The sequence below is a fragment of the Microbulbifer mixtoriginis (SeqCode) genome (assembly GCF_052467705.1).
In genome coordinates this window covers 3048302-3070779 of sequence record NZ_CP174322.1, presented here as the reverse complement: position 1 = coordinate 3070779, position 22478 = coordinate 3048302, and the positions used below count along the sequence as shown (strand labels likewise).

Here is a 22478-nt window from a genome sequence, read left to right as displayed (position 1 = left end):
CATAGCAAGAATATGGTGGAGAGAGCAAAATCGGAAAATGGCTGGGCATCGCTCTCAAGATATCTACAGAGAAGCATTTAAAAGTCGGGGTGACTGTGTAGACACTAGCAAGATATCCCGACTACGTAGGCTCCGCCGCTACAAAGTGGGATAATCGCGCCAGAAAATCTGGCCTGTAGAGGGGAATACTGACCCCTTGGTATGTCTACCAGGCTCTTGAAAATCTAATTTGCGCCAAGAGGCGCCATGTTTATCCCCCTTATGCTAGGGGTTATCGAGTAAAAGTTTTGATCGACTCACGTATAGAAGAATTTAAGTTTACTGCGACATGTCCGAAAGGGTTGGAAAGCTTACTTGCTGTAGAGCTTGGGTCTCTGGGGGCTAAGGTCCTTCGGGAGCAGCCTGCAGCCATACATTTTGCAGGCTCCTTGAAGCTTGCTTATCGTTGCTGTCTGTGGAGTCGCCTGGCAAATCGGATTTTGCTGCAACTCGATCAGGTTCGCATCGGTGATGCTGAAGACCTCTACCGGGCGGTGGCTGCACAGCCTTGGGAAGAGCATATTGGCCCTTCGGGCAAACTGTGGTTGCAGTTTTCGGGGACCAATCGGGAAATCCGTAATAGTCAGTTCGGAGCCCAAAAAACAAAAGATGCCATCGTTGATCGCTTGCGTGATAAAACCGGGGCGAGACCGAGTATTGATAAGCACAATCCCGACCTGACTGTGGCTTTGCGACTGCAGCGGGACAGGCTGGATATTGCCATAGATCTCAGTGGGGATAGCTTGCATAAAAGAGGCTACCGAACGCATATCGGTGCTGCCCCCATCAAAGAAAACCTGGCTGCAGCCCTGTTATTGCGCGCTCGTTGGCCGCAGATTGCGGCTGAGGGCGGGGCTCTGCTGGATCCAATGTGTGGTTCGGGCACTATTTTGATTGAAGCGGCCATGATGGCTGCTGATATTGCTCCGGGTCTCTTCCGTGAGAGTTTTGGTTTTGAGCGCTGGCTCAACCACCAGAGCGATATTTGGAATGAGCTTCGTGAAGAGGCTCTACAGTGTCGCGTTGCCGGTTTGGAGAAGCCTTTGCCGGAAATTCGCGGTTATGATGCCGATGCTAGGGTGCTATTTGCTGCCGAAGCCAATATTGATAGGGCGGGATTGGAGCGCCAGGTGCGGGTAAGTTGCCGGCCGGTCGCCGCATTCAAGGTTCCGAGTCATCGAGAGATCAATACTGGTTTGGTATTGACCAACCCCCCCTATGGTGAACGCCTTGGGGAGCAGGAGGCTCTGCGAGAAACCTACGCGGAGTTGGGTAAGCAGTTAAAGGCGGAGTTTCCCGGTTGGCAGGTGGGAATTTTTACCGGCAACCCTGAGTTGGGGTATTCCACCGGGCTACGCTCTCACAAGCACTACCAGTTATATAACGGCTCAATCCCCAGTCAGCTGTTGTTGTTTCAGGTGCGCGAACAGGGGGGGCAGGCCGAGAGCGCACCCAAGGAACGCAAGCTCTCCCCAGAAGCTGAAATGGTGGCCAATCGATTGCGCAAAAATTTGCGCACAACAGGCAAGTGGGCATCCAGAAACGGCATTGACTGTTATAGGCTCTACGATGCTGACTTACCGGAGTACGCCGCTGCAGTAGATTTATATCGCACCTTAGAAGGGGAGCTCTACGCTCACCTCCAGGAGTACCGCCCGCCGGCCAGTATTGATGAGGGTAAGGCGCGCAATCGGTTAAGGGATCTGTTGAGAGCCGTGCAATCCGTATTGGAGCTGCCTAGAGGGAAAATTAGTATCAAGGAGCGTCGCCGCCACAGCCATAAAGGTGGCCAAAAGGGCGCTGGCCAGTATCAAAAACAGGTTGACGAAAGGGCTAGCTTGCAGGTGCAGGAGTACGGCGCTGAGCTGGAAGTGGATTTATGGCGCTACTTGGATACAGGGCTGTTCCTAGATCATCGCCCGGTGAGAAAGCACCTGCGCGAGATATCCTCTGGGAAGAAATTTCTCAACCTGTTTTGCTATACCGCAACAGCCACTGTACAAGCTGCTTTGGGTGGCAGCGTACAAAGTACCAGTGTGGATATGTCCAAAACCTATCAATCCTGGGCTGCGCGAAACTTCCGTGCAAATGGTATGGATCCTTATAAGCACCAGCTGGTGGAAGCTGATTGCCTGCAGTGGTTGGCTTCGGCCCAACAAAATCGCAAAGGCCATTACGACCTGATCTTCCTCGATCCCCCGAGCTTTTCCAATTCGGCCAAAATGCGCGGAGTGCTGGATATTCAGCGCGACCACGCCAAGCTGATCAGCCAATGCATGGCATTATTGGCCCCGGGGGGCACTCTGATTTTTTCCAATAATTTGCGCAGTTTTAAAATGGATGTGGCGATGACAGATGCCTTTGCTGTGCAGCCTTTACAGTTATTGGATAAGGATTTTCAACGCAACCCTAAAATCCACAACGTTTGGGAAGTTCGGGCTAAGTAGTGGGAGTTGGCTGCTAGCCTAGGGTCTGAATGATGCAGTGAGTTAATGCGGCACAGGGAAGTGTTGCCGCTGCTGGCAGCCATAAGGTTAGATTATAAAGAATTTCTGTATCACTATTTGGTTGGTGTAAATCAAAAGCCATTGGCAGAGGCTCAATGAAAATTAGGGTTATTTTTTGCTTCGAAAGTAGCCTGGGGTTGGTCAATAAAGTTCCATAACAATCCGTATTCCTACATCCTTTGCACGACTATTTTCATTGAGGCCCTTGCGATAATCTGCCCCAATTCTGCTAGATGGGTCCCGCATTGAGCCACCGCGAACGCTGCGTAACTGACAGTTTTTGATTTTCAGTGGTGCAGATGTGTTGTGGTTTTTATCATAACCGGGTTGGTAACAGTCTTGCACCCACTCTGCCGCATTGCCGGCCGTATCGTATAGTCCAAAAGGGTTGGCTTGGTAATTCGCTACCGGTCCGGTTTTCGTGATAAAGAGACTGTTAAATTCACTGTCACATCCGCGCCTGCAATTGGCTTTTCCCCTTGCATCGCTGCTTTTCCACCAGAAAGGTTGGTCAGTGCCCGCGCGGGCTGCATATTCCCACTCGGCCTCGCTGGGCAAACGATATTTTTGTCCCGTTTGCTCTGAAAGCCACTCAACATATTTTTGTGCGTCCCGCCAGGTAATATTGGTGACCGGTCGCCTCCCTCGGCCCCAGCCTGAGTCACTGGGCTGATTGGTCCCTGTGGCGAGAGCAAAGCGGTCGTAATCCTCAAAAGTGATTTCTTGAGTTGAAATGGCAAAGGGTTTGGGAATTTTTACTTGATGCTCGGGGCGGCTATTACTGCGCTTATTGCTGCCCATCATAAATTCTCCCGAGCCTACTACGATCATCTGAGGGCCCTGACCGCCGGAGGAGAGTTTGGAGCGTATTTTCTTTCCGGCAAAATAGGCTTTTTGTAGCTTTACCGAAAGCTGGTGGTTCTGATCCTCAATAATGATCCAATTACGATAGCGGTCATAGCCGGGTTTGCTGACCTCTACATCGTATCGCCCGGGCTCTAGTTGAATACCCGGTGCATAGCGCGGACTTATATTCATAATACGTACGCGGGCATCTTCAGGCTCAGTTTTGACCGTAAATGCAAACTTTGGTACTGAGCTTGGCTGCTCCTGTGAAAGCACAGCCGAGTTTTGGGTGGGTAGATTGCCCGATAGTGAATTATCCGGGGATTGATTGTTAACTGAATCACCTTGAGAGATCTCCTGCCCTTGTGTCTGTACCAGATCTTCAACTGGAGGCTTCTCTACATCTCTGACTTGTACTTCTTCAGAGCGATCGGCGCTGGGCGTGCTGGGCGTAGTATCGGAGGTATGGCGTCTTGCGCTGTCGGATAAAGTGATCTGGCTAAGCCAAGTTTCCTTACCACTGAAAGTGCTATGAACGCTCCAGCCAAAGAGTAGCGTGATGGCGGTGATGGCGGTGATGGCGGTGATGGTGGTGATGGCGGTTAGTGTCCATGGGCGCCTGTGCTTTGTTGGTTCACTGACCAGCTGTCGTAAACGCACCAGGGTATCCTGATCTTTACGTACGGAGTCCACTTGCTGGGGGTTCTCCAGTCTCACCTGCCAGCCTTTAATAAAGCGATCCCGGAGGCTGCTCAACAGAGTGAGAAAAAGTGCACGGGCTAGACTGGAAACACCGACAGAGGCGTTGTTTAACTGGCTGATTTGCTGGCTGGGCTTGCCGGCTAGGGTTGCAACTAACTGATCGGTTGCATCTGCGACATCCAAGCCCCGTTGAAATCGTTTGGCCGGCTCTTTGGCCAGGGCGCGATCAATGATCGGCTGGTATAGCGCGTGCCGAGCAGGTAACTTTGGGATGGGGTCGGTCAGGTGCTTGATGGCAATAGCCACCGCTTCCTCTGCTTGGTAGGGGACAGCACCAGTGAGCATTTCATAAAAGACAACACCTAGGCTGTAGAGATCGGCCCGGCCGTCAATAGCATTACCTCTGGCCTGCTCGGGGCTCATATAGTGTGGTGTGCCTACCACCATGCCGCTATTGGTCATTCTTGTGGTATGTGCAACAGCGCGCGCCACGCCAAAATCACTCAAAACGGCAGAGCCATCCTCCCGAAACAGTATATTTTCTGGTTTTAGGTCCCTGTGCACATACCCCTTGCTGTGGGAGTGGTCCAAGGCCATGGCGATTTGGCGTACAACATTGAGGGCTTCCAGTGGCTCCAATGGCCCTTTGGCGAGTCTTTCAGAAACAGAGCCCCCAGCCATATAGTCCATGGCGATATAGTTAAGGCTGCGGTAGCGTCCAATATCATGGATACCAACGATATTTGGATGGGAGAGCTGTCCGACAATGTTGGCTTCCCGTTGAAATCGCTCACTGAAAATCGGGTCGGCATTGAGAACCGGCGACATAACCTTGAGGGCCACTTGGCGGCCGACACTGCGCTGAATGGCTAGGTATACCGTGGACATGCCACCCTGGTTAATTTTGCGGAGGATGCGATAGCCGGGGATTTGTAGCGAAGAATTGCCACTCTTTACGAGCTCCATGGTGTGCTATGGCCTCGTTAAAATAGCTGGAATATTCCGCCTGCCAGTGCGGCAATTGCTCCGCAAGCAGCAAGTAAGGCCAGAAGTGGTCGCCAGCTTCTATTACTTTGGCTGTCACCATTAGTTTTGTTTTGTGCAGTGCTGCTGTGAGATTCTTGCGAAAAGCTTGGGGGAGGGGCGATAGCTGGTGCTTCGATAACCTGAACGGTGATATTGTCCTTGCCACCGGCATCAAGGGCTGCGTTTATGAGAAACTCAACTATTTGGTGGTTATTGGGGTTTTCAGCGATGATCCGGTTTATTTTTTCATTGGGTACTTCGGAACTGAGTCCATCGCTGCAAAGTAGAAGTTTTTGTCCTGAGCTCCAGCGATGAGATACCCGGTCAACTTCGAGCTTGGGGTTGGTACTACCGCCGATACATCGGGTAATAACGTGGCGATTTGGGTGGGTTGCGGCTTCCTCTGAGTTGATGGCACCAGAATCCATCAGCATCTGAACATAGGAGTGATCACTTGTCAGTTGGCTGAGTTCGCCGTTTTTGTCGCCCGGTGTCCAGAGGTAAGCTCGGCTATCTCCAACCCAATAGATGTGATAGTAATCGCCTTCCTCGGCGAGCACTACTGCGGTTGAGCCCATATTGGCAGTGCTGTGCTCATCACCTAGCAGTAGGGCGTGGGCCCTTTGTAGGGCACGCTCATAGTGGCGATCAGTTGCCGTACATTGTTGGATTTCTTCTACTACGGTCTGGCTGGCAATCTCGCCGGCGTGGTGTCCGCCCAAACCATCGGCGACAACCCAAATGCCTTTTTCCTCATCAGCCCAATAGGCATCTTCATTCTGCTCTCGCCGGTAGCCGGGATGAGTGGCGCCAGCGCTACGTGTAGCACTTGGGGTGTGTTGAACTGCTTCGCTGTGCCGCGATACCTCGCGAACTTTGGCTTCACTCACTGGCGTGCAACTACCTGTTATGGTTTCTCATCGTAACTGACGGTGATAGCCGATTTGGCAAAGATCCGTCTTTTCCTTGTGGTGCTGCAAGTGTACTTTACCCAACGACACCAATGGCAGCTGAATTGGTCACCCCTGCCTGAGCCGGATATTAGACCTTTGCGCCATTGTAAGCTGCAAACCCAATCACACGCTAATGATATTGCCCGTGTTAAACTCGGTTTTATCTTCAATCTGCAAATTTTTTTCAGGTTTTACTGTTAATTGGGACAGCCCCTTTATTTAGGCTGCCCTATATTCAGTCTCCTTAGGGCTGAGGAGCGTGATCAATGCTAAAACTTTGTGATGTAAACGATTCTGGCCAGAGTGTTTGGCTGGTAGCCCCCGGTGTAACGGTGGGGCGAGATCAGGGTTGTGATCTGTGTATACCGGATGACTCGATTGCGAAGTTACATCTAAAGATCGCGATTAAGGGGGGGCAGCTTACCCTGGGGAATGTTTCTGGAGACTCCCATGTACTGGTTAATGGGAAGCCGATGGCATCAGCCTGTCGAATCAAGCTGAACGATCAGATAACAATCGGTACTCGAACACTACAAATTATTGACCCCAAAGTAACAAAGCTTAATTCGAGCAAGTCGAAAAATACCGCCTGGGCGCTACGGGCAAATCACAAGGCGATAGCGGGGAAAGTGTTTCCTGTGAAGGGTGGCGCGGTGGTGGGGCGCTCTGAGGAGTGCGATATCACGTTTTCCTTGTCACACCTTTCACGTCGTCATGCAAGGTTGGAGGTGCGTGAAGGGTTGCTGTTCGCAATTGATCTCGGCTCGGCCAACGGGACATTCGTCAATGGTCGACGGATCACGGAAAGCCGTGTGCGAAGAGGCGATGAGCTGCGGTTTGATTCGTTGAGTTTTTCTGTTGTGGGCCCTGTGGATGATCTTGATCGCACTGCAGTGCGCCCTGCAATCTCTTCACATCTTATGAAGTCTCCAAAAATTGGCTCAGGTGAAGTGGCAGCTGAAGATGTCACTCAGAGATCCTTCTCGGCTTCTATCGCCGGGCTGCGGGAAGAGAGCCCAAGTATGGCTGAGCCCCAGGAGGAAAAACTTCAGCCACGTATCCCTATAAAAGCCTTGGGCTTGACTCTGTTATTGGTTGCCGGTGCTGCCGGATATTTTTGGGTTAATAACCAGGGAGTGTTCTCATGAGTTCGCCCCATGAATTGCTGCTCTATACCACCCTTGGATGCAGCCTGTGCGAAAAGGCCAAGCTGGAAATATGGCCCCTGCTCGAGCAGTTTGGGTTGCGTTTAAGGGAGGTAGATATTGCCGATGATGACAATTTATTCGAGCGCTTTAGTCTTTTGATACCCGTGGTGGGGCTCGGTGATCCTGAAGACACTTATGCATGGCCCTTTCAGCAATCGCAGCTGCAAGCCTGGTTAGCCAAACGAATTGGTTAGGCGCCCTTCATTTATTGGGAGATAACTCCCACCTTAAGCCCTAATGACTCGGATTCCCAAGGGGGGGCTCTATTTCTATCAAACGGTATCAAAGTTAGGGCAGAGGTTTGTAAGGTTATTCTGAGGCACCTTAAAGTTTATTCCCTGCCTCATGCGCCTTGAGAAGTTGCAGCTTGGTGCCGCTCCGATAGGCATAAATTACCGTATAAGCGAGTACATTCTGTACATAATTCCTTGTTTCACTATAGGGAATCGTCTCGATCCAGACATCGTGTGGCAGACGCTGACGAGTCTCCTTTAACCACTTGGCAACCCGCGTTGGCCCCGCGTTGTAAGCGGCAGCGGCGAGGAAGCGATTGTTATCGAATCGATTTAACAGGGTGCTCAGGTAAAAGCTGCCAAGGGCAATATTAGTTTTGGGGCTTAGTAGATCCCAGCTGCGTCGATAGCGTACACCGGCGCGCTTTGCCGTTGCGCGTGCGGTAGAGGGTAGCAATTGCATTAGGCCCAATGCGCCAGACCGTGATTTGGCGTCGTGGCTGAAGTGGCTTTCCTGGCGGGCAACTGCGTAAATCATATAGGGCTCTAGAGGCGTGCTCTGCCGTCCAACCTGCTCACTTACACTTTCTACAATATCGGCAAAGGCCAGGGGGAAGCGGAGTTCCAGATCATCCAGGTAGTCTGCCGCAAGAACAGATTGAATGGATTTGTGATACCAACCCCATGCGCTTGCCACTTTGCCCGCGGCTAATAGCTCCTCGTGATCCATTTCCCGAGTAGCGTAGCTCCACTCACGCCGAGCATGGAATAGTTCACCAATAGCCTGCAATTCACGTGCCCTTTGTAAGCCGGTGTGCTGGGCCATCTGCTGCACTTGAATTGGCGTGATTGGCGCGGGGCGATCTACAAAGCTGTAATTTTGTCCGAGGGTATCGGCAGCAAGGAAACCGTAGTAACTGCGTTCCCGTGCAGCTTTTCGATAGAGCAGGGAGGCTGCGCCAGACTGCGCTTTACCATAAAGTTCTTCCAGTGAGCGGGCTTTCCAGTAGAGCCAGCGATCGCGCTGTTGCCGTTCGAGTGGCAGGCGATCAATCCAAAAGGCAACCTGCTCCCAGTCGAGCTCTCGCAGGGATTGCCGCGCCAGCCATTCAATGGAATATCCATCATCCATTGTGTGATTCTTGGTCAGTTGTAGCAGTCCCTGGGTATCGTCTTGACGAGCAAATTGTCGAGCCAGATGGCGGAGCATATTGGCTTGCTCCTTATCGTTAAACAGGAGGCTGGCACTATAGCGCTGCCATGCCTGTTCAGCGACGGCTGCATCTTCCCTAGCTAATCGATGCAATCCATGCAGAATAATTTCCCTGTGATGCTCCGGTGACTGTAAGAAGCGGGGGTAATTGAGAAGAAGCTTAGGTGATTTGTGCACCTCCCTTAGCAGGCCTGCTCTTTGTTGGAAGGGTTTGTCCATTTTCCTGGCGATATAGGAAGCGAGTTCAAGGTTATCCTCTTCTAGGGTGAGTAAATGGCGGGACCAAATCTTTTCCTGGGTTAGGCCGCCATTGCGCTTCCAGCGGGCAAAAACTGGGTCACACTCCTCTACTTGTGAGTGCCCAACCAGCCAGAGCTCGGTGGTTACTTGATCGGCATTGTCTTTGCTGCCATGGCGAAACAGTGCGTCGGCATAATAGCAACGCAGTGCCGCGCGCTTGTGTTTCTCAGGTTGAAAGTATTTTAGGTAGGTCTGAAATTGTCTCTGTTGCCCTAGCTCTCTAAGCAACCTAATACGCATCCAGTCACCCACCGCTGTTCCCTGATTCTCAGCGAGAAAGCGATCAATATCTTTTAGAGGCAATTGGCGCAATTTTCTTCCGATCGCCCAGTAGTCGAGATAGGGCACTAGAGGGTAATTCGCCAACTTGGCTTTCAATTGCTTTAACTGTTTTTTATTGCCGTATTTGATCGCTATCCTGGCTTGTTGTAATAGCTGGCGCTGGTTAGATATACCTGTGGCTGGCTTGTCTTGCTGAGACAACTCCTTCGATGATGCTTGTGGCTCTGCCTGGGCGCTGAGGCAGATCCAGACCATTAATGGGGCAATAAACTGGAAGAGTCGACTTGTGCTAACTGACATGACAGTAACCCCAAAGTTGAGTCTGGTCGCGCAAGTTTATGAGACGGCTTGGCAAAAAAGCGTAAAATAGCGAATTTTTCACAGGACCCGAAGTATCAATTTTCGTTTCATTCAACTAACTAGCGAGAATGTTAACCGGGTCTGTTAATTGTAGTGCCTAATTATGTTGCTTCTATTGGATGGGGTCAGTCTGCGTTACGGGACCCAGGTGCTTGCTGAAAACGTCAGTGCAAAAATTGAGCGGGGCGATCGTATTTGCCTTGTTGGCCGCAATGGAGAGGGTAAGTCCAGCCTGTTGCGTTTAATTGCGGGGCAGGTGGACCCAGATGCTGGGGAGATTGTGCGCGCGAGTGGGATGGTTATGGCGACCCTTGAGCAGGAGTTACCCGCAGGCTGTCTCGACTCTGTCTACCGATATGTTGCCGAGGGTCTGGGCCCTATAGGGCGTGTATTGGCTGGTTATCGAGAGGATCCATCGGCCGAGCTACAGGCCAAAATTGAAGCGGAGCACGGCTGGGATCTCCTGCCTAGAGTAGATAGCGTGCTCGACCGCCTCGGCTTGAGTCCTGATGAATCCGTGGCTGATCTCTCTGGAGGTTGGCAGCGCCGTGCAGCTCTCGCGCGCGCGCTGGTTACAGAGCCCGATCTGCTCATTCTCGATGAGCCCACCAACCATTTGGATATTGCCGCTGTGGAGTGGTTGGAAGGATTCCTCGATACTTTTAGGGGCGCGTTATTGTTCGTCAGCCACGATCGTGCTTTGGCGCAGCGGTTGGCTAGTACAGTCTGGGATTTGGATCGTGGATACCTACGGGTTTTTCGCTGCAAGTTTGGGCGTTACCAGGAAGAAAAAGAGAAACTTTTAGAAGAAGAGGCCAGAAACGAGGCGCTATTCGACAAAAAGCTAGCCCAGGAGGAAGCCTGGATTCGCCAGGGTATCAAGGCGCGACGCACCCGTAATGAAGGGCGGGTTCGGGCCTTGCAAGGACTCAGGCGCCAGAGAGAGGCGCGCCGAACTCAACAAGGCATTGCCAGAATGTCTCTCGATAGTGGAGAAACATCCGGTAAGTTGGTGGCTGAGCTTAGTAACGTTACCTTTGCCTACCCCAATGAGTCCCCCCTGATTCGCGACCTTTCATTTACCTTAATGCGCGGTGATAAGGTGGGATTGATTGGTCCTAATGGGGTTGGTAAAAGCACCTTAATTCGAGTGTTGCTCGGGGACCTTCAGCCTCAGTCCGGTCAGGTGCGTTTGGGTACAAAGCAGCAGGTAGCCTATTTTGACCAGCGCAGGGACCAATTAAATCCAGAACTTACCGTGTTGGATAATGTTGGTGGAGGGCGCGACTCTGTCACTATTGGCGGCAAAAGTCGCCACATCATGTCCTATTTGTCCGATTTCCTCTTTAGCGGTTTGAAAGCGCGGACCAAGGTAAGTGCGTTGAGTGGTGGTGAGCGCAATAGGGCTCTTCTGGCGAAATTATTCAGTCAGCCAGCCAATATTCTGGTGCTCGATGAGCCGACCAACGACCTGGATGTAGAAACCCTGGAGCTGCTTGAAAAGTTACTTCTGGAATTCACAGGCACAGTGTTATTAGTCAGTCACGACCGTGCATTTCTCGATAATGTTGTGGATTCCTGTCTGGCCTTTGAGGGAGATGGTCGTATCCGAGAGTATGTGGGTGGTTATGCGGACTTCATTCGCCAGGGGGGTAGCTTTGAACAGGAGTCAAAAGAGGAAAAAGTCCCCGAAGGCAAGGTGAAAGCGAAGCCGGTCGAAGCGGACAAGCCTCAGGTTAAGAAAAAGAAGCTCAGCTATAAGTTGCAACGTGAACTGGATGGCTTACCAGCCTTGATTGAACAGCTTGAAGTTGAAATTGGCGCTATAGAGGCTGAAGTAGCAGACCCTTCTTTTTATCAACAGGAGCAAGCCCAGGTGCAAAACCGGCTCAATTTACTGGCGGAGAAGCAAACTCAATTAGAGACCGCTTTTGATCGATGGTCGGAGTTGGAGGGGGGCGAAGAGTAAGGTTTGAGTATTGGAGAGAAGGGGTGCATGGCACCACTTCTCTCGCCGAAAGAGGGGGCTTATTCTTCGTCCACATATACCCTGACAGCTAAAACATCGCACTTGGCGCCGTGAAGAACCCCATTAGAGGTTGAGCCCAGCAGAAGAGCTAGGCCATGGCGTCCATGGCTACCGATAACAATAAGATCGACTTCTAGATCTTTGGCTAGGCGATGTATCTCGGTGGATGGTTGGCCCAAAATTACATGCTGTCGTTCAGTGGGGATATTCAGCGGTAGAGCGGCTTTGTGAAGCTGTTCCTTGGCCTGTCTCTGCAGCTGATCCTGTACCTCTGATAAATCCATGGGGATATCCCCACCATAGGCAAATGTCAGTGGCTCAATGGCATGCATCAAGCTGATTTCGGCATTGAAAGCTTCAGCGAGGGAGGCCGCTTTTTCCAGTACTTGTGAGGATTCTTCCGAGAGGTCCAGGCCCACCAATATTCGTTCATATTTCGCCATTTTCCATTAGCTCCTGTCTTTTCTATTTGCCCAGTGGGGCCTCTTACGACAGCTATTTTCAGTCTATCGCAAAAAAAACTGTTTGACATGGATCATATATGGCGCCGCAGAATAGGCCGTTTTTAAAACCATCATAAGGAACTTTTATGTCCGAATGGCTACCGGTAATCATAATTGGCTTTGCTATTGCCCTGGTGCTGGGGCCAGTGATGTGGCTGAAGCCCAATCAGCGCGACAGCCGTCTGGCTGATTTGCGTGGCCGTGCCGCCAGGGCAGGTATTACCGTGCAAATTCAAGCCTTACCTGAAGCTTTGGGGGAGGGGACCGCAGCGGTTTATTACTATCGGTGGAAGGATAGAAAGCGTCTACAGATTGGTTGGAAGCTACAGCGCCAGCGGATTACGCACGAAATGAATTTTGCCGGTAGTTGGGATTGGGGCAACAGTGTGAGAGCCCCCCAGGCAGCATGGCAGCAATTGCACCAGTTGTTGGATAGCTTGCCGGCGGATTGCTGTGCGATTATCGCAACCGATGTCGGATTGGGCGTGCAATGGCAGGAAAACGGTGGGGTCAAAGCTTTTTCGCAGCTGTCTGAGAGTTTGGCGGAGTACACCCCTCTTATAGAAGAATCTGTACGCAAGATCAGTCCCATTAAACTCCCAGAAAACTAGGGCGACAGGCATTTTAGCGGGCTGCTCAAATAGGGAAAATTGTCACAATTTTACCCTTTTCTGGGGGTGAAATTTGGCGAATAAGCACTAAAAGTTATCAGCTTTGCTTGACCGCGCCTTGACTGAGGCTTATATATTCGCGCAGCGCAGGCCCGATTGAAGGGCCTGAAATGCTTCGGATAGCAGTAAATTTTTCATTTGAAATCAAAGGCTTATGGGTAAATCACTGGTCATCGTCGAATCACCGGCCAAAGCGAAAACCATCAATAAATATCTCGGCAAGGACTTTGTTGTTAAGTCCAGCGTCGGTCATATTCGCGATTTGCCAACCGGTGGCGGCAACAAACAGCCCGTTGACGCAAAAGAACGGGCAAGGCGTGCGGCAGAGACTCGTAAGCTTTCCCCTGAGGCGAAAGAGGCTTACAAACGCAAGAAAAATCGTGCGCAGCTGATCAAGCGCATGGGGATCGACCCGGATAATAGCTGGCAGGCTCACTACGAAATTTTGCCAGGCAAGGAAAAAGTAGTCAGCGAATTGCAAAAGCTGGCTGAGAATGCCGATCACATTTATCTGGCAACGGATTTGGACCGCGAGGGAGAGGCGATCGCCTGGCACTTGCGGGAAGCAATTGGCGGTAATGACGAACGCTATCGCCGAGTGGTTTTTAATGAAATCACTAAGTCCGCGATCCAGGAGGCGTTCAAAGATCCCGGCCGCCTGAATATCAATCGGGTTCATGCCCAGCAAGCTCGCCGATTCCTCGATCGTATTGTTGGCTATATGGTCTCCCCACTATTGTGGGAGAAAGTTGCCCGAGGACTTTCTGCTGGCCGGGTGCAGTCAGTGGCAGTTCGTCTCGTGGTAGAGCGCGAACGTGAGATCCGCGCTTTCATTCCTGAGGAGTACTGGACGCTTTTCGCTGATACCGCTACCAGCAAAGCGAACAAGCTGCGGCTAGAGGTTAAAAAACAAGCTGGTGAAACTTTCCGCCCCACCAATGAAGCCGATGCGAATAGCGCGGTGAAATTGCTTCAGGGTAGTGAGTTTGTTGTTAGCGGTCGTGACGATAAGCCTACCAGTTCCAAGCCTAGTGCTCCCTTTATTACTTCGACACTGCAACAGGCGGCTAGTAATCGCCTCGGTTTCAGTGTCAAGAAAACCATGACCCTTGCACAGCGTCTCTACGAAGCCGGTCATATTACATACATGCGTACCGATTCGACCAATCTAAGTAAAGAGGCGGTTGAATCGGCCCGGCAGTATATCGGTGAGAATTTTGGCGATAAGTATCTGCCAGAAAAGCCCGTTAGTTATAGCAGCAAGGAGGGAGCGCAAGAAGCTCACGAGGCAATTCGTCCCTCCGATGTGCGTGTTGCCCCGAATATGCTCTCAGGTGCAGAGCGGGATGCGGAGCGGCTCTACAATCTGATTTGGCAGCAGTTCGTCGCCTGTCAGATGACCCCGGCAAAATACACTTCCACCTCAATTGTGGTGAGTGCCGGTGACTTTGAGTTGCGTGCTCGCGGCCGAGTGATTCGTTTTGATGGCTTTCTCAAAGTTGCCCCTCCTGCGGGCAAGAAAGATGAAGATCTGCTGCTGCCTGATGTTCAGGTTGGCGATAAGCTGTCTCTGCAGCAGCTGGACCCGAAACAACATTTCACCAAGCCTCCGGCTCGTTTTAGCGAAGCCGCTCTGGTGAAAGAGCTGGAAAAGCGCGGTATTGGCCGGCCCTCAACCTATGCCTCTATTATTTCCACAATTCAGGATCGGGGCTATGTGCGGCTTGAGAACCGCCGTTTCTACGCGGAAAAAATGGGTGATATTGTCACCGACCGCCTCAGCGAAAGTTTTAAAAATCTGATGGACTACGGTTTTACCGCAAGCCTGGAGGAGTCTCTGGATGCGGTTGCCGATGGTGATAAAGGCTGGAAGCAGTTACTCGACGAGTTTTATCAGGATTTCTCCTCGCGGTTGGAAAAAGCTCAGTCCAGTGATGCGGGTATGCGGCGCAACACGCCGACAGATACCGATATCGAGTGCAGTAAGTGCGGTCGCCATATGCAGATCCGCACAGGTTCTACCGGTGTATTCCTTGGTTGCTCCGGTTACGCGCTTCCTCCTAAGGAGCGCTGCACCAACACGATGAATCTGGTCTCAGGCGATGAGGCCGTGGACGCGGATAAGGACGAAGATGCCGAAACCCGCCAGCTGCGGGAGAAACGCCGCTGTCCCAAGTGCGGCACGGCGATGGATAGTTATCTGCTTGATGAGCAGAGAAAGCTACATATCTGCGGAAATAACCCAGACTGTAATGGTTACGAGGTAGAGCAGGGCACGTTCAAAATTAAGGGCTACGACGGTCCGATTATTGAGTGTGACAAGTGCGGTAGCGACATGCAGCTGAAGTCAGGCCGTTTTGGTAAATACTTTGGCTGTACTAACGAAGCCTGTAAGAACACCCGCAAGCTGTTGAAAAATGGCCAGCCGGCGCCACCCAAAATGGATCCGGTTCCTATGCCGGAGTTGGCTTGCCTGAAGGTTGAGGATCATTACATTCTCCGCGATGGTGCCTCCGGATTATTCCTGGCCGCCAGCCAGTTTCCGAAAAACCGTGAGACCCGTGCCCCGCTGATAAAAGAGCTACTGCCTCACCAAAGTGAGATTGACCCTAAGTACAGCTTCTTGTTCTCGGCCCCCTCACAGGATGATCAGGGGCGCGATACCGTAGTTCGCTTCAGTCGTAAGACCCAAGAGCAGTATGTTCAGTCCGAGGAGGACGGAAAGGCCACGGGTTGGAAGGCTTTTTATCGGGATGGCGCCTGGAAAGTCGAAGCGGCGGCCAAGAAAAAGCCGGCAGCTAAGAAAGCGGCGGCAAAAAAGTAAATGAGTAATCCCTATACCGGCCTAGTCACTTCGGCATTGCGTAAGAGCCAGCTGCTGGCCACAAGTAGTTATGACTCTACTATTCAGCGAATGGCCCTGGAAGAAGGTGCTTTGTTGCAGCTGTGGAAAGCCTATCAGGCTTTCCTGGCTGAACTGTCACACCAGCTGCAATTGGGTTTTGAGCCGGAGTCTGTAAAGGTTATTTTAGATAGCCTGCACAGCCAGGGGAGAGCGAGCCTTGAAGTAAGTGAACTGCAGTTATTACTCTCAGAGCCAGGGAGTTGGCTTAGCGAATTATTACGCGCGTGGAACCAGCTCTTAAGGCTGCCTACGTTAGCGGAGGAAAAGGGGCAAGCTGGCAACCTTATTCCGACCCACAATATCGCCGGACCAGTACCAATTGAGATTTCTTTCGAAGCGCTGCTTAAATGGTACAAAGCTCTCAGTGAGCTGATACTTAGACAGCGTGCCAATCTCGAGGAGTGCTAAGAGGGCTCCGCTACCTTTCTATTCATCTTTTTGCGCCCACTGAAACTTCTAAATTGCCTGTGGTACACTGGGCGCAAACTGATGTGCAGTGAAGGGAAAGCAAATGTCCTCCGAAACTTTTGAGATTATCGAGTTGGCCAATGGCGATGTGGCTCTGCGCCGTGCCGGCCATGAGGAGGACCCTCTGGTGAGTATTCGTTTCTCAGCCGAGAGTCTCCAATTTTTGCGAAAGCACAAGGTAGCAGTAGCCCGGGCCATGTTAGAGGCAGGTATAGAAGCCGTGCAAAATCTCGATGACCTGGAGCCAGGTTACTTTGAAGAGGAAGAGTCGATGCCGGTTAACCATACGATTCACTAATCTATGGTAAAGCCGAAAAATTAAGTGAAACAACAGCGGCTAGAAGCCGCTGTTATTGTATTTGATTGGCGGTAAATCTTTTAGTCTCACGGAGTTTGGCGAATAACGCCCACCGCTAATCCTTCGATTACAAAGTTCTTATCCCGCATATCTACTTGGATGGTATCAAAGTCTTCGTTTTCAGGCAGGAGTTGTACCGTTGCCTGATTACCTTTACGGCGGAAGCGCTTAACGGTTACTTCATCATCAATCCGCGCAACCACAATCTGCCCGTTTCTGATTTGTTCGGTCTTCTGTACTGCCAGAAGGTCCCCGTCGAGAATGCCGGCATTTCGCATACTCATGCCGTGTACCCGCAATAAATAATCTGCCGGTGGGTGGAAGAAACTGGCGGGCAGGTCGCAATAATCCTCAATATGCTCGGCTGCCAGAATAGGGTTGCCTGCGGCGACACGCCCCACGATGGGAAGTCCCGATTGGTGGTCGGGAATTCGAATACCTCGGGAGGCACCGGCAACCATCTCAATGGCTCCTTTTCGTGCCAGTGCTTTGAGGTGTTCCTCTGCAGCGTTGGGCGAGCGAAAGCCCAGCTCTTGGGCGATTTCTGCGCGGGTGGGAGGGTAACCTGTGTCGTCCAGGTAGGCTTTTATCAGCTCTAATACTTGAGTCTGGCGTGCTGTGAGATTGGTCATAGATTTACCTAGCGTTTCTGTATTTTTATACAGTTGCTGGGATTATATACAGATTTAAGGATCTCGCAAACTGAGCACCTGCCTGCAGTCCAGCTGCTACATTGTTTAAGAAAACAAGGAATGAAAAGAAAAGTTGAAAGAACTGACAGCAAGGGAGAACAATAATGCTTGATGCGAAAATGGCTGAAGCCTGGAGAGTTCTGCGCATTCAATCTGAGTTGGTTGATGGAATTGAGCGTTTGGTTGCGCTTAACGGGGCGGTAACAGTTTTTGGCGGTGCGCGTTTCACTGAAGATAGCCAGGAATATCAGCAAGGGGTGAAGCTTGGGGAGCTTTTAGCAGCAGAGGGGATACCTGTGATGACCGGTGGCGGGCCGGGTCTGATGGAGGCGTGTAATCGTGGGGCTTTTGAGCAGCCTGGTACTTCAATCGGATTAAATATCGAGCTGCCTTTTGAGCAGGCAGCCAATCCTTACCAAGATATCAGTTTGAATTTTCGCTATTTCTTTGTGCGTAAATTTATGTTTGTGAAGCATGCCGTGGGCTTTGTGGGTTTACCCGGGGGCTACGGCACGCTGGACGAATTATTTGAGGCGCTGACATTAGTACAAACTCAAAAAGTACGGCGATTCCCAATAGTTTTGGTGGGCAAGCGTTATTGGGGAGGGCTGTACGATTGGCTGGTAGATACGGTATTGGAACGGAATTGTATCGACTCTGCTGATCTAGACCTGTTTCATGTGGTGGATGCAGTAGAAGAGGCTGCAGATTTGATTATGAAATATATGCGAGCCAGGGATTAAAAAGTTTTTGAGATGTCTAGGTTACTTTCTTTATTAATTAACAATCGGATAGGGTGAGGAGTAGGGGAGGCAGAAAAAACAGGAATACAGGAAGTAGAGGCCAAAATACAGAGCCTACGGCTGTGCCTCGTCCCTAAATAGTAGTTAGCGCCCCTATCTTTCTTCCCACGCAGTGGAATGCACTAAGGCCTATGGGAAGAGGTAGTGGTCAGTCGCTTCGGTAATTACATCTTATCCTGCCAATTTACCAAACCAATTTTGCCTATGGGGATTCGCCAGGTTGGACTTCCCCCTACAACCGTTCTTTCTGTATGTGCAATAAGCCGCCAGCGAGCTGGGAGTGTGCTACTCTGGCCGAAATTAAACAGCTGTTTTAAATGGTGGTTTGATATCTATGAGTCAGATGGATACCGTTAACCGCATCTTGGATGCTGCCGAAGCGCTCTTTGCCGAGCGCGGCTTTACCGAGACATCCCTTAGGACTATTACGAGTACTGCCGGAGTCAATCTGGCGGCGGTCAACTACCACTTTGGTTCTAAGAAAGAGTTGATCCAGGCGGTCTTTGAGCGTTTCCTAACACCATTTACCGATGCGCTGGAAGCAGAGTTGGATCGACGCATAGCTTCAGGCCAACCACTCAAGGTTGAAGGGTTGTTGGAGAGCCTATACCGAGTTGGGTTGGGCAGTCTGAGCCAACTTGGGCTGGATGCTCAGCGCTTTATGCGCCTGCTGGGACTGGCTTATACGCAGTTTCAGGGGCACTTACGCCGCTTTATAGTGTCTCGTTACGGTGATAGTTACCGACGCTTCGCAGGCCTACTGGCCGAGGCCTTACCGGGAGTTGATCCCGTGACCTTCTACTGGCGCCTGTATTTTATGTTAGGGGCCACTATTTTCACCTTGTCGAGCTACGATGCCATAGAGGCTATCCTGAGAGAGGATTTTGGTGCTCAGAGCAGCCTGCCGGAAACTTTGGAGCGCCTTGTGCCGGCCGCTTCGGCAATGCTAAAGGTGGAGTCCGGTTAAACTGCGCAGCTGGTGAATCTTAGAGGAACTGAATATGCCTGCATCACTCGGACCGGTGATGATCGATATCGAAGGGCAGAAGCTCACTGATGAGGATTGCGAGCTTTTGCGCCACCCACTTGTGGGTGGTTTGATTTTCTTTGCGCGCAATTATCGCGATCGCGATCAGATTCAAGCTCTGATTGCCGATATTCGATCTGTGCGCCCAGAGATACTGCTGGCTGTTGATCAGGAGGGTGGGCGAGTACAGCGTTTTCGAGAGGGGTTCACGCGTTTGCCTTCCATGCAAAAGCTGTCCGCCGAGGCTTCAGCAGTACAGTTGCAGGATGTGGGTTGGTTGCTCGCCTCTGAGTTATTGGCTGTAGGGATGGATTTCAGTTTCGCCCCGGTATTGGATGCCGATGACAGCCACAGCCGAGTTATTGGAGATCGCAGTTTTTGTCCCGACCCCCATCACCTGACGGCTATTGCAAGGCCATTTATTCAAGGGATGCGTGAGGCCGGTATGGCTACAACCGGCAAGCACTTTCCAGGACACGGGCACGTGCTTGAAGACAGCCATGTGGAGCTTCCTCAAGATGAGCGCTCCCTGGAGCAGGTGCTGGCCAGCGATGCCTTGCCCTTTATTGACTGCATAGGGGCCGATGAACTGGATGCGGTGATGCCCGCTCACATTCGCTTCGTCAATATAGACAGTCAGCCGGTGGGTTTCTCCCGTTACTGGCTACAGGATATTTTGCGAGGACGGCTGGGTTTTAATGGGGTTATCTTCAGTGATGATCTGTCCATGGAGGGGGCGGGAGCTGCCGGTGGTTATGGGGAGAGAATCCGCGCTGCTCTGGAAGCGGGTTGTGATATGGGCGTGGTCTGCAATAACCGTGCAGGGGCTTTGGAGTCTCTCGCTGGGCTGGAGAACTTTATTCCCGCAGCGGAATCGAGTGAGCGTCTGAAAGCCATGCGGGGTAGACCCTCAATCACCTCCTGGGCGGAACTCGAAAAAAGTGAGCGCTGGCATAGAACTCGCAGCTGGTTAGCTTCAATAATGCAGTAGTTGAGAAATACCGGTTTTCACAGCTTGCTCCAAGAACCTATGGGCGGCTGGAGCCGGTTTTTATAAGCGGAGGGGGAATTGTGGAGTCCGTAGAGAGTGTGCTGTTGTCCTGGCTGGGTGATAACCGGGTTTGGATAATCTCTGTTTTTCTTATTGTATTGGCTTCTGCACTGGCGGCCTGGATTTTCGGTCGCTTTGTGCAAAAACTGGCTGCCAGGGCTGAGAAGACCGTTAATCCCTGGGATGATGCGTTGGTAGGGGCTCTCTCCCCTCCTGGGCAAGTATTAATCTGGCTGTTGGGGCTCACGGTGGCCGCCCACCGTGCGGGTCAGGCGACGGGTGCAGAGATTTTCTCCCTGGCAGAGCCTGCCCGCGAGATAGGCCTTATTCTGGTCCTCTCCTGGTTCGCTTGGCGCTTCTCGCACAGCGCGGAGCGTAACCTTTGCAATCCCCGCTATATTGGCAAGCCGATGGATGCCACCACGGTTAGAGCCATCGGCAAGCTGGTGCGGGCTTCGATCGCTATTACTGCGGGTATAGTGATTATGCAGTTCCTAGGCTATAGCGTCAGCGGCGTTTTGGCCTTTGGTGGCATTGGGGGGTTGGCGGTAGGCTTTGCCGCTAAAGACTTGCTGGCGAATTTCTTTGGTGGGCTGATGATTTACTTAGATCGCCCCTTTGCGGTTGGCGATTGGATACGCTCCCCGGACAAGGAGATTGAAGGGACTGTAGAAGATATTGGCTGGCGCCTGACTCGCATACGCACCTTTGATATGCGCCCGGTTTATGTGCCCAATAGTGTCTTCACGCAGATTTCTGTCGAGAACCCTTCGCGAATGCTCAATCGCAGGATCTTTGAAACTATTGGGGTTCGTTATGAAGATGGCCATTTAATGGCGCAGATAGTGGCAGATGTTAAGAAAATGTTACAGCATCACCCGGAAATAGATGCCAACCGAACTCTTATTGTTAATTTTAATAGTTTTGCAGCCTCATCCCTTGATTTCTTTATATACACCTTTACCAGAACGACAGAGTGGGTGAGATACCATGAAATCAAACAGGATGTTTTGTTGAATGTACTCAATATAATTGAGCGCCATGGTGCTTCTTGTGCATTTCCGACCTCGACGGTACATATTGCCGATATTCCTTCATTAGCACGAGAAGCCGCGTTAGACAGTTGAGTATTGGGAGTGCGATAAGGTACAAATGTTTAGTTTAAATATCGCGCCTAATTGGGGTTTTGACGGTTAATTACGCCTATTGGTAAAAACGTAGTATTTATTTCACATAGAAACCTAGACACTGGCGCTGTTTTATCTAAGAATCAGGTTACGCCCTTTGGGTTACTCTCAATAGGGTGAAGCAAGATAGCATTCTGCATGGAGCAGTTTGTTAACAATGGGGTGGCGTTTGCCCCTCTTGCCGAATTGAGCAGTGAGGTAATAGAGGTAGGCGCAATAACAATAATGAGGTTTTCTCAATGAGTGATCGCGTTACAGGTACAGTGAAGTGGTTTAATAACGCACGGGGTTATGGCTTCATCACCTGTGGAGAAGGAACTGAAGATATTTTTGTTCACTATCGCAGCATTCGCGGAGAGGGTTATAAAACCCTTAACGAGGGGCAGGCGGTTGAGTTCGAAATGCAACAAGGTGACAAAGGACTGCTGGCGGAAGATGTTGTTCCCTGTGAGTGATTTTAGGATCACTCGTTGAAAGAACTGTTGTCGCGTAGAGTTTGCGGTGCCAGCCGCTAGCTCTGCCAGCGCCTCCAAAGCGGGCTTTTCAGCTCGCTTTTCTATTTCTCCATTCGCTTGGTTCAATATGTGTCTTATGGTGGTTTGCATACATATATGACCAGTCCCACGAGTTTCGTTATATTTTGAAATGTATCAATTGCCTGCGCCTTTAATTTCTGAAAGCGCTCCAGGCTATTTGTGAAGCTTTAATAATCTTGAAACCAATTTAATGTTAGGAGTCAGGGTTTCAGTTCTGTCTGACGGAATAAATTTAAAAATTTTTATTGCTGCTTCTTTATTGAGCTTTTTTATTTTATTTGGCTATTTTGCTTTTCTAGTGATTTTCACTTGGGTGAGGGTGTTGTAATAATGGGGTGAGTTTTTCTCTTCGCCTTCCGTGTCTTTGTACTAGTTTCTTGCTGGATATCGTTAAGTTGCTGCCTTTGTAAAATTTTATTTTATAAATTGCAGTCAAATTGGTTTGGTTGTGTTATCTGTTATGCCAGATTCGATTCGGCTTTTATAGATTTAGGAAAGTGTAATTTGTTTGGTTAAATATACTGTTGCATATGGAATACCCCCTTTGAAGGGGGGTATTTAAAAGAGTATTAATTGGCT

18 protein-coding genes are annotated in these 22478 nt (G+C 50.8%); 13 read left to right on the top strand and 5 right to left on the bottom strand.

Annotation, left to right across the window (positions count from 1 at the left end; genetic code table 11):
- Positions 1-287: 287 nt before the first annotated feature.
- The gene (rlmKL, locus tag ACJJIB_RS13390; RefSeq protein ID WP_444886426.1) at positions 288-2486 is read left to right on the top strand and encodes a bifunctional 23S rRNA (guanine(2069)-N(7))-methyltransferase RlmK/23S rRNA (guanine(2445)-N(2))-methyltransferase RlmL; all 2199 of its coding nucleotides are present in this window, start codon (positions 288-290) and stop codon (positions 2484-2486) included.
- Positions 2487-2687: 201 nt separating this feature from the next.
- On the opposite strand, the gene ACJJIB_RS13385 is transcribed toward rlmKL, so the two are convergent.
- Positions 2688-5060, bottom strand: a complete 2373-nt coding sequence (locus ACJJIB_RS13385) for a bifunctional serine/threonine-protein kinase/formylglycine-generating enzyme family protein (RefSeq protein ID WP_444886425.1) — start codon at positions 5058-5060, stop codon at positions 2688-2690.
- A gap of 17 nt (positions 5061-5077) precedes the next feature.
- Entirely contained in the window at positions 5078-6010 is a 933-nt protein-coding gene (locus ACJJIB_RS13380) for a PP2C family protein-serine/threonine phosphatase (RefSeq protein WP_444886424.1), read from the bottom strand.
- Positions 6011-6339: 329 nt separating this feature from the next.
- On the opposite strand from ACJJIB_RS13380, the gene ACJJIB_RS13375 reads away from it, so the two are divergent.
- Positions 6340-7221 (top strand): FHA domain-containing protein, encoded by an 882-nt coding sequence (locus tag ACJJIB_RS13375; protein ID WP_444886423.1) that lies wholly within the window; start codon positions 6340-6342, stop codon positions 7219-7221.
- Positions 7218-7475 carry a glutaredoxin family protein gene (locus ACJJIB_RS13370; protein ID WP_444886422.1) on the top strand — a complete coding sequence of 86 codons (258 nt, stop codon included), beginning with the start codon at positions 7218-7220 and terminating at the stop codon, positions 7473-7475. The genes ACJJIB_RS13375 and ACJJIB_RS13370 overlap by 4 nt, the downstream gene beginning before the upstream one ends.
- 130 nt (positions 7476-7605) lie before the next feature.
- On the opposite strand, the gene ACJJIB_RS13365 is transcribed toward ACJJIB_RS13370, so the two are convergent.
- Positions 7606-9609, bottom strand: coding sequence for a transglycosylase SLT domain-containing protein (locus ACJJIB_RS13365; protein ID WP_444886421.1), 2004 nt, complete (start codon positions 9607-9609; stop codon positions 7606-7608).
- 163 nt (positions 9610-9772) lie between these two features.
- On the opposite strand from ACJJIB_RS13365, the gene ACJJIB_RS13360 reads away from it, so the two are divergent.
- Positions 9773-11638 (top strand): ATP-binding cassette domain-containing protein, encoded by a 1866-nt coding sequence (locus ACJJIB_RS13360; protein ID WP_444886420.1) that lies wholly within the window; start codon positions 9773-9775, stop codon positions 11636-11638.
- A 59-nt stretch (positions 11639-11697) separates the two neighbouring features.
- Here ACJJIB_RS13360 and ACJJIB_RS13355 read toward each other — a convergent pair whose 3' ends face one another.
- Positions 11698-12141: a universal stress protein gene (locus ACJJIB_RS13355; protein WP_444884600.1), complete on the bottom strand. Its 444-nt coding sequence runs from the start codon at positions 12139-12141 to the stop codon at positions 11698-11700.
- A gap of 146 nt (positions 12142-12287) precedes the next feature.
- On the opposite strand from ACJJIB_RS13355, the gene ACJJIB_RS13350 reads away from it, so the two are divergent.
- The 4 genes from ACJJIB_RS13350 to ACJJIB_RS13335 all read left to right on the top strand — a co-directional run bounded on the left by ACJJIB_RS13350 (position 12288) and on the right by ACJJIB_RS13335 (position 16543).
- Positions 12288-12812 carry a hypothetical protein gene (locus ACJJIB_RS13350; protein WP_444886419.1) on the top strand — a complete coding sequence of 175 codons (525 nt, stop codon included), beginning with the start codon at positions 12288-12290 and terminating at the stop codon, positions 12810-12812.
- A gap of 214 nt (positions 12813-13026) precedes the next feature.
- Positions 13027-15696: a type I DNA topoisomerase gene (topA, locus tag ACJJIB_RS13345; RefSeq protein ID WP_444886418.1), complete on the top strand. Its 2670-nt coding sequence runs from the start codon at positions 13027-13029 to the stop codon at positions 15694-15696.
- Positions 15697-16185 carry a DUF6586 family protein gene (locus tag ACJJIB_RS13340; RefSeq protein ID WP_444886417.1) on the top strand — a complete coding sequence of 163 codons (489 nt, stop codon included), beginning with the start codon at positions 15697-15699 and terminating at the stop codon, positions 16183-16185.
- 103 nt (positions 16186-16288) lie between these two features.
- A complete protein-coding gene (locus ACJJIB_RS13335; protein ID WP_152453256.1) occupies positions 16289-16543 on the top strand; it encodes a hypothetical protein in 255 nt (84 codons plus the stop codon).
- An 86-nt stretch (positions 16544-16629) separates the two neighbouring features.
- Here the strand turns inward: ACJJIB_RS13335 and lexA are convergent, their stop codons facing one another.
- The gene (lexA, locus tag ACJJIB_RS13330) at positions 16630-17235 is read right to left on the bottom strand and encodes a transcriptional repressor LexA (RefSeq protein WP_252081962.1); all 606 of its coding nucleotides are present in this window, start codon (positions 17233-17235) and stop codon (positions 16630-16632) included.
- Positions 17236-17399: 164 nt separating this feature from the next.
- Between lexA and ACJJIB_RS13325 the strand changes: the two genes are divergently transcribed.
- The 5 genes from ACJJIB_RS13325 to ACJJIB_RS13305 all read left to right on the top strand — a co-directional run bounded on the left by ACJJIB_RS13325 (position 17400) and on the right by ACJJIB_RS13305 (position 21818).
- Positions 17400-18038, top strand: a complete 639-nt coding sequence (locus ACJJIB_RS13325) for an LOG family protein (RefSeq protein ID WP_252081961.1) — start codon at positions 17400-17402, stop codon at positions 18036-18038.
- A 394-nt stretch (positions 18039-18432) separates the two neighbouring features.
- The gene (locus tag ACJJIB_RS13320) at positions 18433-19065 is read left to right on the top strand and encodes a TetR/AcrR family transcriptional regulator (protein WP_444884603.1); all 633 of its coding nucleotides are present in this window, start codon (positions 18433-18435) and stop codon (positions 19063-19065) included.
- Between the two features lie 34 nt (positions 19066-19099).
- Positions 19100-20116, top strand: a complete 1017-nt coding sequence (gene nagZ / locus ACJJIB_RS13315) for a beta-N-acetylhexosaminidase (protein ID WP_444886416.1) — start codon at positions 19100-19102, stop codon at positions 20114-20116.
- 80 nt (positions 20117-20196) lie between these two features.
- On the top strand, positions 20197-21303 hold the full coding sequence (locus ACJJIB_RS13310; protein WP_444886415.1) for a mechanosensitive ion channel family protein: 1107 nt from the start codon (positions 20197-20199) through the stop codon (positions 21301-21303).
- 299 nt (positions 21304-21602) lie between these two features.
- Positions 21603-21818, top strand: a complete 216-nt coding sequence (locus ACJJIB_RS13305) for a cold-shock protein (RefSeq protein ID WP_020413094.1) — start codon at positions 21603-21605, stop codon at positions 21816-21818.
- Positions 21819-22478: the final 660 nt, after the last annotated feature.